Origin of the sequence: Bradyrhizobium sp. HKCCYLS20291 (assembly GCF_051167715.1) — a bacterium.
Taxonomy (GTDB): Bacteria; Pseudomonadota; Alphaproteobacteria; order Rhizobiales; family Xanthobacteraceae; genus Bradyrhizobium.
On sequence record NZ_JBNPTO010000011.1, the window covers coordinates 160716 to 173266 of the forward strand.

Below are 12551 nucleotides of genomic sequence, written 5' to 3' on the forward strand. Positions count from 1 at the left end.
ACATGAAGGACTGCCGACGATGAGCGCCGTCATCCGCAAGATCGTGACCGTGGTCGAGGAGGTTCATCAGGAGATGGGCAAGGCCGTGTCGCCGCCGACGCGGCGCGCCGCGGCCATCGCCGTCATCGAGAACCCGTTCGCCGGCCGCTATGTCGAGGATTTGTCGCCGCTGATCGCGATCGGCGAGGAGCTCGGCGAGATGCTGGCCAAGCGGGCGGTCGCTGCGCTCGGCATCGAGGGACCGGCTGCGCACAGTTACGGCAAGGCGGCTGCCGTCGGCAGCGAGGGCGAGCTGGAGCATGCGGCGGCGATCCTGCATCCGAAGATGGGCGCGCCGGTGCGCAAGGTGCTCGGCAAGGGCGCAGCGCTGATCCCGTCCTCGAAGAAGCGCGGCGGTGTCGGCTGCACGCTCGACATTCCGCTCGGGCATAAGGATGCCGCCTTCGTGCGCAGCCATTTCGACGGCATGGAGGTGCAGATCAACGATGCGCCGCGCGCGAACGAGATCATGGTCGCGCTCGCGGTGACCGACAGCGGGCGTCCGCTGCCTCGGGTCGGCGGGCTCACGGTCGCCGAGATCAAGGGCGACGACGGTTTAAGATAGTTCGAGTCAACATTGGAGGCTGAAGGGATGCGACGGAGAACGATGCTTGCGGCAGGCCTGGGCCTTGCCGTCGCGGGACTGACGGGCGCGGCGCGCGCCGAGGACGTCATCAAGATCGGCGAGATCAACAGCTACTCGTTGCTGCCGGCCTTCACCGAGCCCTATCGCAAGGGCTGGCAGCTCGCGGTCGAGGAGGTCAATGCGGCCGGCGGCATCAACGGCAAGAAGCTCGTCGTCGTCTCCAAGGACGACAGCGGCAAGCCCGCCGATGCGCAGACCGCGGCCAATGAGCTGGTGTCGAGCGAGAACGTCGCGATGCTCGCCGGCACGTTCCTGTCGAACATCGGCCTCGCCGTCAGCGACTTCGCCAACCAGAAGAAGGTGTTCTTCCTGGCGGCCGAGCCGCTGACAGACGCCATCACCTGGTCGAAGGGCAACAAATACACCTTCCGCCTACGCCCCTCGAACTACATGCAGGCCGCGATGCTGGTGGAGGAAGCCGCCAAGTTGCCGGCGAAGCGCTGGGCGACGATCGCGCCGAATTACGAATATGGCCAGTCGGCGGTCGCGGTGTTCAAGAAGCTGCTGTCGGAGAAGCGCCCTGACATCCAGTGGGTCGACGAGCAATGGCCGCCGCAGGGCAAGATCGACGCGGGCCCGGTCGTGCAGGCCGTCGCCGCCGCCAACCCCGAGGCGATCCTCAACGTCACCTTCGGCGCCGACCTCGTGAAGCTCGTTCGCGAAGGCAACACCCGCGGCCTGTTCAAGGACCGCAAGGTGGTCAGCTTCCTGACCGGCGAGCCGGAATATCTCGATCCGCTCAAGGAGGAGACTCCCGAGGGCTGGATCGTGACCGGCTATCCCTGGTACTCGATCAAGACGCCCGAGCACGATGCGTTCCTGAAGGCCTACCAGGCCAAGTACAACGACTATCCGCGACTCGGCTCGATCGTCGGCTACCAGACCATCAAGTCGGCCGCCGCCATCCTCGCCAAGGCCGGCTCGACCGATGCCGACAAGCTGATTGCCGCGGCCGAGGGCCTGTCCGTGCCGTCGCCGTTCGGCGAGATCACCTTCCGCAAGATCGACCACCAGTCGACGCTCGGCGCTTACGTCGGCAAGACGGCGCAGAAGGACGGCAAGGGCGTCATGGTCGACACCGTCTATCGCAAGGGCTCGGACTACCTGCCGAGCGATGAGGAAGTCGGCAAGCTGCGTCCGAAGGACTGATCCAGGCTTTCCTTATCCAAGCCTTCCTGCCTCCCCCTCCCGCGGGGGGAGAGCAGGCGGGGTGGGGGAGTGCGACGCCCGATCTACAGGTTCGGGCCGAGACCCCTCACCTCACGCTTGCTCGCCGGCTCTTGAGGCGAGTTGCAAACGCGGCTCATCCGACACAGACGATCTCCTGACGCGGACTGCTCATGGCCTTCTATTTCGTCCAGTTCCTGACCGGCCTTGCCAGTGCAGCGTCGCTGTTCCTGGTGGCGTCGGGGCTGTCGATCATCTTCGGCGTCACCCGCATCGTCAATTTCGCCCACGGCGCGTTCTACATGCTGGGCGCCTATGTGGCGTTCTCGCTCACGGAGCGGCTGTCCGGCGCGCTCGGCTTTTGGGGCGGCATCGTCGTCGCGGCGCTTGCCGTGGCCGCGATCGGTGTGCTCGTCGAAATGGTGCTGCTGCGCCGGATCTATCACGCACCGGAATTGTTCCAGCTGCTCGCGACCTTCGGCCTGACCCTGATGGTCGAGGATCTCGTGGTACTGATCTGGGGGCCGGATGATCTGGTCGGCCGCCGCGCGCCGGGCTTCAAGGGCGCGGTCGATTTCTTCGGCCAGAACATCCCGAGCTATGACCTGTTCCTGATCGTTCTCGGCCCAGTCGTGCTCGGAGCACTCTGGCTGCTGTTCCAGCGCACGCGCTGGGGCATCCTAGTGCGCGCGGCGACGCAGGACCGTGACATGGTCGCGGCGCTCGGGGTCAATCAGAAATGGCTGTTCACCTCGGTGTTCGCGGTCGGCGTCTTCCTCGCCGCGCTTGGCGGCGCGCTGCAGATCCCGCGCGATGCCGTCCACCACGCGATGGACCTGCGCATCATCGTCGAAGTCTTCGTCGTCGTCGTGATCGGCGGCCTCGGCAGCATCCTCGGGGCCTTCGTCGCGGCCGTGCTGGTGTCCGAGCTGAACGCCTTCGGCATCCTCATCTTCCCGACGATCTCGCTGATCCTCGTGTTCCTGGTGATGGCGGTCGTGCTGGTCGTGCGGCCCTGGGGCCTGTTCGGCAAGAAGGAGACGCCGGCACGCCGCACGCCGGGCCTCACGGTGATTCCGTGGCGTCCGCTGAGCTCGGTCGAGCGGCTGGCGTCGCTCGTGGCGCTGGCGCTCGCGGCAATGCTGCCGTTCATCGCCGGCAACTACGCGCTGACCGTGGGCGCGGAGATCGCGGTGTTCGTGATCTTTGCGGCGTCGCTGCATTTCCTGATGGCGGTCGGCGGGCTCGCCTCGTTCGGCCACGCGGCCTATTTCGGCCTCGGCGCCTATGGTGTCGCGTTTCTCGCCAAGATGGCGGGGCTGCCGATGATCGCCTGCCTGCTGCTGGGGCCGCTGCTCGGCGCCCTCGGTGCGGCGGTGTTCGGCGCCTTCGCGGTCCAGCTCTCCGGCGTTTACTTCGCGATGCTGACGCTCGCCTTCGCGCAGATCGTGTGGTCGATCGCGTTCCAATGGGTCGCGGTGACCGGCGGCGACAACGGCATTCTCGGCCTCTGGCCGGAGAAATGGGCGGCCTCGCCGTCGCATTTCTACTGGCTCGCTCTGGGTGTCTCCGCGTTCGTCGTCAGCCTGCTGCGCCTCATTACCTTCTCGCCGTTCGGCTACGCCCTGCGTGGCATGCGCGACTCGCCGCTGCGCAGCGAGTCCATCGGCATCAACGGCAAGCGCATCCAGTGGACGGCCTTCATCATCGCCGGCACCACGGCCGGCATCGGCGGCGCGCTGTTCGCCTATCTCAAGGGCAGCGTCTTCCCGGACAACATGGGCATCTCGCTATCGGTCGATGCGCTTGTGATGGTCCTGCTCGGCGGCGTCGAGACCGTTCCCGGCGCGATCTTCGGGGCCATCGTCTACAAGGCGCTGAACATCTGGCTGGTCAGCCAGACCGACTGGTCGAAGCTGGTGCTCGGCATCTTCATCGTGCTGATCGTGGTCGTTTTCCCGAAGGGCATCGTCGGCGTGGTCGAGAGCGTCATGCACCGGCGGCGCGTGTCGGCGTCCAAGCCTGCTGCGCTCTCGGCAAAGATGGAGGGCGCGCAATGAGTCTCGGCGTGGCGCTGCTCTCGGTCGAGGGCCTGACGAAATCCTATGGCGGCATTCACGCAGTACGCAACGTGTCGTTCACGCTGCGGGCCGGCGAGATCCTCGCGCTGATCGGCCCGAACGGCGCCGGAAAAAGCACCTGCTTCGACATGCTCAACGGCCAGAACGTGCCGGACAGCGGCCACATCACGGTGATGGGTCAGGAGACCACCGGCCGCAAGCCGCGCGAGGTCTGGCGGCTCGGCGTCGGCCGCACCTTCCAGATCACCGCGACCTATCCGACCATGACGGTGCGCGAGAACATCCAGGTCGCGCTGGTCTCGCATCATCGCCGGCTGTTCGATTTCTTCAGTCCGATGCTCGGCATCGCGCGCGGCGAGGCTGATCGCCTGCTCGATCTCGTCGGCATGACCGGCTATGCCGACCGCCCGTGCGGCGAGCTGGCCTACGGCGATCTCAAGCGGCTGGAACTCGCGATCGCGCTCGCCAATCACCCCAAGCTGTTGCTGATGGACGAGCCGACCGCCGGCATGGCGCCGCGCGAGCGCGTCGAGCTGATGCGGCTGACCGCGAAAATCGCGCGCGAGCAGTCGATCGGCGTGCTGTTCACCGAGCACGACATGGACGTCGTGTTCGAGCATGCCGACCGCATCCTCGTGCTCAACCGCGGCAGCCTGATCGCGCAGGGCTCGCCGGCGGAGGTGCGCGCCAATCGCGAGGTGCAGGCGATCTATCTCGGCGAGGGCCTGCTGTACGATGCACGGCATCGCGAGGGAGCCTCGGCATGAAGCTGTCCGTTGCCAATCTCAACAGCCATTACGGCCCGGCGCACATTCTGTTCGACATCGGCCTGGAGGTCGGTGAGGGCGAGGTCGTGGCGCTGCTCGGCCGCAACGGCGCCGGAAAGTCGACGACGTTCCGTTCGATCGTCGGTCTCGTCGCGCAGCGCGAAGGCCAGATCCTGTTCGAGGGCAGAGACATTTCGTCCGTCCCGACCCATGAGATCGTACGCTCCGGCCTCGGCTACGTGCCGGAGGAGCGCCGCATCTTTACCGAGTTGACGGTCGAGGAGAATCTCGAGGTCGGCCGGCAGAAGCCGCGTGCCGGCGCGCCGCAATGGACGCGCGACAAGCTGTACAAGCTGTTTCCCAATCTCGGCGAGATGAAGAACCGGCCGGGCGGGCGCATGAGCGGCGGCGAGCAGCAGATGTTGACGATCGCCCGCACGCTGATGGGCAATCCGTCGCTGGTGCTGCTCGACGAGCCCTCCGAAGGGCTGTCGCCGAAGATCGTCGAGCAGATGGTCGATGCCATCCTGACGATGAAGAAGGAGGGCGTGTCGCTGGTGGTGTCCGAGCAGAACCTGCATTTTGCGAAGCTGATCTCGGACCGTGCCTACATCATCGAGCGCGGCCGCATCTGCTATTCCGGCACCATGGCCGAGCTCGACGCGCGGCCCGATATCCGCGACGCGCATCTGTCGATCTGAGGCAAGGGATCAATGGCAAAGACCGCCACGCTGAAGCGATCGGCAAAAGCTGCGACCAAGGCCGCACCGAAGCCGGCCAAGGCGGCCGTGAAGACGGCGGCGAGGCCTGCCAAATCGAACTATGTGCTCGACGAGCAGATCGGTTTCATCCTGCGCCAGGTCTGGCAGCGCCACACCATGATCTTCGCCCGCGACATCGGCAGCAACCTGACGCCGACGCAATGGGCGGCGATGTCGAAGCTGGTCGAGACTGGGCCATGCTCGCAGAACCAGCTCGGCCGTCTCACGGCGATGGATGTGGCGACCATCAAGGGCGTGATCGACCGGCTGACGGCGCGGGGGCTGACCGAGACGAGCGCCGATCCGCAGGACGGCCGGCGGCTGCTGGTGAGTCTGACCCGTGCGGGACAGCAGCTCGCGGAGAAGACCGCGCCATTGGCGCTTGCGATCTCGAAGGAGACGCTGGCGCCGCTGGATGCGAAAGAACGCGAGACGCTGCTGTCGCTGTTGGGCAGGCTGAGATAGTTGCCGCGAAACTCGCTCTCGTAGGGTGGGCAAAGACGGATTCGCGCAGCGAAGCCGTCGTGCCCACCGTTCTCACCGAGACCGCATTTGCCAGCGGTGGGCACGCGCCGCCTGACGGCGTCGCTTTGCCCACCCTACGGTTCTTCGTCAAACCCACGACGTCATCGCGAGCGGAGCGATGCAACTACTTCGCCACGATCTCCGGGATCTTCGTCGCCGGCGGCGTATTACGGCTGCGCTGGGTGCGGACGATGCCGTCGATGATGGTCATGCCGATGCCCGGGAGGTCGCCGAGCTGGACGCTGTCGAGCAGCGTCTTGGCCGGCGAGTGCTGCGCCTTGTCCATGATGACGAAGTCGGCGGAGCGGCCGATTTCGATCAGGCCGCAATCAAGCTCGCGCATCCGCGCGGTGTTTCCCGTGGCGAAGCAGAAGGCGATCTCGGCCGGGACGTCGCCGAGCGAGGACAACAGCGACACCATGCGGAGGATGCCGAGCGGCTGCACGCCGGAGCCGGCCGGCGCGTCGGTGCCGAGGATGACGCGGCTGAGCTCGTTCATCTCGCGCGCGGTGCGCAGCGTGAACAATGCCGAGCGCTCATTGCCGTTGTGCACCAGCTCGAGGCCGGCCTTGCAGCCCTCGCAGATGCAGCGGATCTGATCGTCGGGCAGGGCGGTGTGGCCGCCGTTGATGTGCCCGATCACGTCGGTGCCTGCTTCCAGCACGACGTCCTTGTCGATCAGGCCGGAGCCCGGGATCGACGGGCCGCCGGTGTGGATCGTGCTCTGGATGCCGTATTTGCGCGCCCAGCCGACCATCTTGCGCGCGGTCGGGCCGTCCTTGACGCCGCCGAGGCCGACCTCGCCGAGCAGCTTGACGCCGGCGGCGGCAAGCTCCTTGAAGTCGTCCTCGACCATCTCGCATTCGATCACAGGCGCGCCGGCATGCACCTTCACGCCGCCGGGGCGCAGCGTCCAGAACGCGCGCTGCGCGAAGATCGCCATCGCCTTCAGGCCGACGACGTCGCGGGGACGGCCGGGCATGTGCACCTCGCCGGCGGAGATCATCGTGGTGACGCCGCCATGCAGATAGGAGTCGATCCAGTTGCTCTGGTTCTGCCGCGGCGTCCAGTCACCGGCGACCGGATGGACGTGGCTGTCGATCAGGCCCGGCGCGACCGTCGTGCCGTGGGCATCGACGATCGTCGTCGCGCCTTCGGTGTCGACATCCTTGAAGCGGCCAATGCCGGTGATCTTGCCGTTCTCCGCGACGATCGTATCGGCATCCAGGATCGGCCGCTCCAGCGCGCCGGACAGCAGCAGGCCGATGTTGCGGATCACCAGCTTGCTGGGGCCGGTTGCTTGCGGCGCGTCATGGGCCATCGGGATATCCTTCTCCTGGCGAAGCATTTTAGGCAGTTTGCGCCTGCACGCGGCGCAGCATCAAGCTGGTTCTGGTCATTCGTACACGAATGATAAGGGCCGGCAAGCGGCGCCGCTGCACGAAGATCAGGCGGTGTTTGCTCATTCGACGGCCCGGCACTCCCGTGATCAGTTCCGTGACGAGGCTGCGCGTCGGCGAAGATCGATCGACATGGCCGGCTCTGGACGTTGCCGCGGCAATCCGGCATCACGCTTTGCGTTTCTCCCGGACAGGATGATGCGACATGAGCGACGACCTGCAGACGATCAGCGCCGGCGGCATCACGGCGACCATCAAGGCTGACGGCGCCGAGCTGTGCTCGCTGAAGACGGCCGAAGGCCTCGAGCTGCTGTGGCAGGCCGGCCGCGCCTGGCCACGGCACGCGCCCTGGCTGTTTCCGATCGTCGGCCGGCTGAAGGATGACCATCTGCGTCATGGTGGCCGGGTCTATCCCATGACCCAGCACGGCTTCGCCCGCGACCTCCGCTTCACCTGGCTGGAGCGCAGCGCCAGCGCTTGCGTCCTCCAACTGACCGACGACGACACCACGCGCGCCCGCTTTCCGTTCGCCTTCAGCCTGACCTTGACCTATCGGATCACACCCGATGCCCTGGAGATCGCGATCGAGATCGCCAACCCCGCACGTGACGTGCTGCCGGCCTCGTTCGGCGCCCATCCCGCGTTCAACTGGCCGCTGCTCCCTGGGGAGGCGAAGGAAAGCTATCTGCTAACGTTTGCAGAGCCCGAGCCCGCGCCGATTCGGCGCCTGTCCGGCGGACTGCTGCGCGCGCAACCGGAGCCGTCCCCCATCGAAGGCCGTGTTCTTCAATTGAACGAGGCCCTGTTTGTCGATGATGCCGTGATCCTCGATCAGCCGGTCAGCCGTTCCGTTCGCTTTGCTGGAGCCAGAGGCCCCGCGCTGGAGATGGAATGGAAGCATTTCCGCCAGCTCGGCCTCTGGTCGAAGCCGGCCGGCGCGCCGTTCCTCTGCATCGAACCATGGCGCGGTTTCGCCAGCCCGTTCGATTTCGATGCCGAATTTGCTGACAAACCGGGGCTCATGCAGATCGCGCCGGGCGCAGCCGAAACACTGCGTTGCACCCTCAGGGTCACTTCGTCTGATTAGTATGACTTATCTACAGTATGACTTTTTAAAGCGCCCAACGCCGTGCACAACGGTAACCGTGAATTCCGAAATTGGCCTGGAAACGGCTGCATCGTGTCCTAAATGAAGGACGGCGGCGCCGCCGTGACTATGATGCGGCGGCCGGCGGTTCCGATGATGACGTCACGGACGGACAACGGCGAAAGCATCATCTGGCAGCCAACCGTTCGTCCGGCCTGACCGTTGGGGACGGAGCTTGGCGATGCCGCGATCTTGGGGCGGGGGCGCGCATTTCTCTGCGCGTGGAGAAGGCCATGGAGCGGAAGAATCTATTCGGCATTTTGACGTGTGTCGCCTTGCTGTGCGGCAGCGGCGCTTGGGCGAACGAGTATCAGCCGGGCGAAGTTTTTCGCCTCGATCTTTCCCAGGCCGTATTGTCGCCGCGCCCGCTTGGACCTGAAGCGCATTTCGAGCCGGTTCCGATCGAGGCCAGAACGGATCGCGCGAGCATGGCCGCTGACCGGGACAGGGCCGATGTCACGCGTACGGTCGCGACGGTCAGGCATCGCCATGTGGTGCGCTCCGCCGAGCGTCCCCGCACTGCGGCGCGCTCGAGGCTGGCCAATCGCAAGAACCTGCTCGACGCTCAGGCCATGGACACGCGGGTCCAGACCTGGCCGTGCCGGCCCGGCAATGGCGGAATCTGCAGCTGGCGCTGATCGCCGGGCGCGCGCTCTCCGGAACGGTCTCTCAACATCTTGATTGTCGCAGCTGCGGATCGGCTTGAACTCGCGCAAACTCCGCGGGACCATTCAACGCATCCCGACAACACCTTGATCTTCAAGGCTCACCGCGGCGCGCGTCCAGATTATGCCGGAGCGCGGGCAGCAAGCCTTGGCAGGAGACCTTGGCAGGAGACTTCATGGACGCAATCGAAACCCAAGGCATCCGCCTTCCCAAGCTCGGGCTCGGCACCTTCCGCATGCAGGGCACCGTCTGCCGGGAGGCCGTCGAGAGTGCGCTCGCGCTCGGCTACCGCCACATCGACACCGCCGAGATGTACGCCAACGAGGACGCGATCGGCGCGGCACTCGCGGCCGCCGACGTGCCGCGTGCGGATTTGCACGTCACAACAAAGGTCTGGCCGGAGAACCTCGCACCGGATGCCATCCGCCGCGCGTTCGACACGAGCTTGAGGAAGCTCAGGCTGGACTTCGTCGACCTCTATCTCATCCATTGGCCAGCCAAGGGAATGAACCTGCCGGCTGCGCTCGAGACGTTGTTGTCGCTGAAGCAGGAGGGGCGCACGCGGGCGATCGGCGTCGCCAACTTCACGGTCGCGCTGTTGAAGCAGGCGGTCGAGGAGATCCAGGCACCCATCGCCTGCAATCAGGTCGAGTATCACGTGATGCTCGAGCAGTCGAAGCTGATGGCCTACATGGCGGGCCGCTCGATTCCCCTGGTCGCCTATTGTCCGCTGGCGCAGGGACGGGCCGCTGCCAACGAGACGCTGGCCGCGATCGGCCGCAAGCATGGGGCGAGCGCCGCACAGATCGCGCTGAAGTGGCTGCTCGACCAGGACGGCGTCGCCGCCATCCCGAAGGCCGGCCGCAAGGAAAGCCAGCAAGCCAATTGGGATGCAATGAAAGTTCAGCTCGACGACGAGGACCGCCAGACGATTGCCGCCCTCCCGAAGGACAAGCGCTTCGTCAATCCTGGTTTCGCGCCGGAGTGGGATCGCTGACGCGGGGCAGACCGTTGCTCCAGGTGACAGGCAAACAGAGAAATGGCCCCTTGCGGGGCCATTTTCGTGTCGACTGCCGATCAGTAGCGCTTGATGACGACCGTGCGATCGTGATGGCGGTGGGGCCTGAACTCGCGATGCATGCGATACTCGGCGCGCGAGCGGTCCCAGCCATGATGGCGGTCCCAGCCGTGATGATAGTGATGGCCGCCGCGCTTGATGATCACGGTCTCGGCGTTGGCGATTGACGGAGCCGCCAGCGCAAGGGCCGTCAGGGAAGCGAGTGCAAGAGCGATCTTCTTCATGTTGTCCTCCAGATTGAATTGCGCGGGGTCAACTTGAAGTGTGCGAGAACGTTCCGCAGGAACTTCTACGAAGTTGCTGAATGTACGTTCAGATTTCGTCTTTGCCAGGACGTGCACGGACCGCGGGAGCCGGTCGTCAGTCGCACTTCCTGAGCGCGGGCGTCAACTTGCCGTTGGCGACGAAGCGGCCGTCGCGGATGGTGTAGCTGCCGTCCTCGCCGCGGTTGAACACCGAGCGGATGCTGCCGTCGGCGGTCTTGGCAATTCCGTTCTCGCGTGTCTGCCGCGCCTTCGACAGTACGATCGACAGCACCAGGGTCTGGTCGGGGTCGACGCGCGCATCTGCGATCTCGTTGAGATCCGACGCATCATGATCACGGCGATAGATCAGGCTGCCGTCCGACGCGATCTCGTAGGAGATGATCGTGCCGCGCCCCTTGACAGGGGGCGCCGAGCAGTCGACCGCCCAGGTCCCGATCAGGCCCCAGTCACGCGCAGTATCCGCAACGCCATCAGCCAGGGCGGCCGAGGTGAAGGCGCATGTGGTCAGCACTGTGATCTGGAGCAGGCGGGACAGGTGCAAGGTCATGCAATGCGAGTCGGTTGGCAGCCGCCTCATCCTAATGCCTTGCATCAACCTTGCAACGGCCGCGACGCGCGTCTTTTGTTCTCCGCGAAGGTGCGCTTGATGCGCGGGCAGCATGTTGCGGGTTCTGTTGGGAAGGAGCATGCTGACTTCAACAACAACATGATCCGGGGAGGCACGCATGGCAGGGCAGTCGCGCCGCGATTTTCTTCGATTGACCGGAGCAGCCGCCGTGACGGCGCTGACGGTTCCTGCCAACGCCGCGATGGGGCCTGCCGACAAGTTCGACCTTCTCATCAAGGGAGGGGATGTCATCGACCCCAGCCAGTCGCTGCGCGGCAAGCGGGACATCGGCATCCGCTGGGGCGTGATCGAGGCGGTCGAGGCGGATATTCCCGTCGAGCGGGCGCTGCGATCGATCGACGCCGGCGGCCGGCTGGTCATGCCGGGCCTCGTCGACCTCCACAGCCACGTCTATCCCTACGGTTCGGCGATCGGGATTCCGCCGGACGAGCTGGTGCAATTCCAGGCCACCACGACGGTCGTCTCCGCCGGCGACGCCGGTGTGAACAATCTGGCGGCGCTGCGCCGCTTCATCGTCGCCCAGTCGCGGGCGCGGATCTATGCGTTCGTCCACATCGCCAACAACGGCCTGTCGGCGTTTCCGGTCGCCGAGCTCTACAATATCGACAATGCGCAGGTGGAGGCCTGCGCCATGGCGCTGGCCGAGAACCCGGACTTCCTGCTCGGCGTCAAGGTGCGGATGTCGGAAAACGTCATCTTCAAGCACGGTCTCGAGCCGCTCAAGCGCGGCATCCAGGCCTGTGAGCGCTGTGGCTGGCCGGCGCGGATGATGGTCCATATCGGCGGCGTCGAGACCGGCGAATTGATGTCGCAGATCCTGGATCTGCTGCGGCCCGGCGACGTGCTCACCCATGCCTATTCCGGCGCGCCCAACCTCAACGGCGCCTTCACCAACATCGTGCAGAACGGCAAGCTGCTGCCGGCGGCGCTGGCCGCCAAGCAGCGCGGCGTGCTGTTCGACGTCGGCCATGGTGGCGGCAGCTTCGACTTCACCGTCGCGGAGGTGGCGATCCCCGGCGGCTGCGGCCCGGACACGATCTCCTCGGACATTCACGTGTTCTCCGGCAACACGCCGGGTACGCCGTTCCTGCCCAACGTGATGGGCAAATTCCTGGCGATGGGGGTTTCGCTGGAGCAGGTGGTGAGCATGGCAACCTCGGCACCGGCCAAGATCATCGGCAAGGTGCCGAAGCTCGGCAGCCTGCAGGTCGGCGCGCCCGGCGACGTCGCGATCATGGATGTGGCCGAAGGCCCGGTCAGCTTCGTCGACACGCGCGGCAACAAGCGCGACGGCAAGCTGCAGCTGAAGCCGGTGCAGACCGTGATCAACGGCGTGCCGTTCGGCCGGCCCTATCAGTCGCCGTTCTCGGTGCGCTGAGC

13 protein-coding genes are annotated in these 12551 nt (G+C 65.7%); 10 read left to right on the forward strand and 3 right to left on the reverse strand.

Annotation, left to right across the window (positions count from 1 at the left end; translation table 11 throughout):
* The first annotated feature begins 19 nt into the window (after positions 1-19).
* The 6 genes from ACQR07_RS23610 (at position 20) to ACQR07_RS23635 (ending at position 5926) form a co-directional block, all read left to right on the forward strand.
* Entirely contained in the window at positions 20-604 is a 585-nt protein-coding gene (locus tag ACQR07_RS23610; protein ID WP_434904520.1) for an amino acid synthesis family protein, read from the forward strand.
* 27 nt (positions 605-631) lie between these two features.
* Positions 632-1834, forward strand: a complete 1203-nt coding sequence (locus ACQR07_RS23615) for an ABC transporter substrate-binding protein (protein ID WP_434904521.1) — start codon at positions 632-634, stop codon at positions 1832-1834.
* 191 nt (positions 1835-2025) lie between these two features.
* Positions 2026-3912, forward strand: a complete 1887-nt coding sequence (locus ACQR07_RS23620; RefSeq protein ID WP_434904522.1) for an ABC transporter permease — start codon at positions 2026-2028, stop codon at positions 3910-3912.
* Complete coding sequence (locus tag ACQR07_RS23625; protein ID WP_434904523.1) at positions 3909-4700, forward strand: ABC transporter ATP-binding protein; 792 nt, start codon at positions 3909-3911, stop codon at positions 4698-4700. The genes ACQR07_RS23620 and ACQR07_RS23625 overlap by 4 nt, the downstream gene beginning before the upstream one ends.
* Entirely contained in the window at positions 4697-5401 is a 705-nt protein-coding gene (locus ACQR07_RS23630) for an ABC transporter ATP-binding protein (RefSeq protein ID WP_434904524.1), read from the forward strand. Before ACQR07_RS23625 ends, ACQR07_RS23630 begins: the two co-directional genes overlap by 4 nt.
* A gap of 12 nt (positions 5402-5413) precedes the next feature.
* A complete protein-coding gene (locus tag ACQR07_RS23635; protein ID WP_434904525.1) occupies positions 5414-5926 on the forward strand; it encodes a MarR family winged helix-turn-helix transcriptional regulator in 513 nt (170 codons plus the stop codon).
* A 184-nt stretch (positions 5927-6110) separates the two neighbouring features.
* Here ACQR07_RS23635 and ACQR07_RS23640 read toward each other — a convergent pair whose 3' ends face one another.
* Positions 6111-7307, reverse strand: a complete 1197-nt coding sequence (locus ACQR07_RS23640) for an amidohydrolase family protein (protein ID WP_434904526.1) — start codon at positions 7305-7307, stop codon at positions 6111-6113.
* 284 nt (positions 7308-7591) lie between these two features.
* Between ACQR07_RS23640 and ACQR07_RS23645 the strand changes: the two genes are divergently transcribed.
* The 3 genes from ACQR07_RS23645 to ACQR07_RS23655 all read left to right on the forward strand — a co-directional run bounded on the left by ACQR07_RS23645 (position 7592) and on the right by ACQR07_RS23655 (position 10196).
* A complete protein-coding gene (locus tag ACQR07_RS23645; RefSeq protein ID WP_434904527.1) occupies positions 7592-8473 on the forward strand; it encodes an aldose 1-epimerase family protein in 882 nt (293 codons plus the stop codon).
* Between the two features lie 293 nt (positions 8474-8766).
* Entirely contained in the window at positions 8767-9171 is a 405-nt protein-coding gene (locus ACQR07_RS23650) for a hypothetical protein (protein WP_434904528.1), read from the forward strand.
* Between the two features lie 203 nt (positions 9172-9374).
* Positions 9375-10196 (forward strand): aldo/keto reductase, encoded by an 822-nt coding sequence (locus tag ACQR07_RS23655; protein WP_434904529.1) that lies wholly within the window; start codon positions 9375-9377, stop codon positions 10194-10196.
* A gap of 80 nt (positions 10197-10276) precedes the next feature.
* Here ACQR07_RS23655 and ACQR07_RS23660 read toward each other — a convergent pair whose 3' ends face one another.
* Together ACQR07_RS23660 and ACQR07_RS23665 are read right to left on the reverse strand one after the other, a co-directional pair.
* Positions 10277-10501 (reverse strand): hypothetical protein, encoded by a 225-nt coding sequence (locus ACQR07_RS23660; protein WP_434904530.1) that lies wholly within the window; start codon positions 10499-10501, stop codon positions 10277-10279.
* A gap of 136 nt (positions 10502-10637) precedes the next feature.
* Positions 10638-11090: a hypothetical protein gene (locus ACQR07_RS23665; protein WP_434904531.1), complete on the reverse strand. Its 453-nt coding sequence runs from the start codon at positions 11088-11090 to the stop codon at positions 10638-10640.
* Positions 11091-11268: 178 nt separating this feature from the next.
* Here ACQR07_RS23665 and ACQR07_RS23670 point away from each other — a divergent pair, with 178 nt between their 5' ends.
* Complete coding sequence (locus tag ACQR07_RS23670; protein ID WP_434904532.1) at positions 11269-12549, forward strand: amidohydrolase family protein; 1281 nt, start codon at positions 11269-11271, stop codon at positions 12547-12549.
* Positions 12550-12551: the final 2 nt, after the last annotated feature.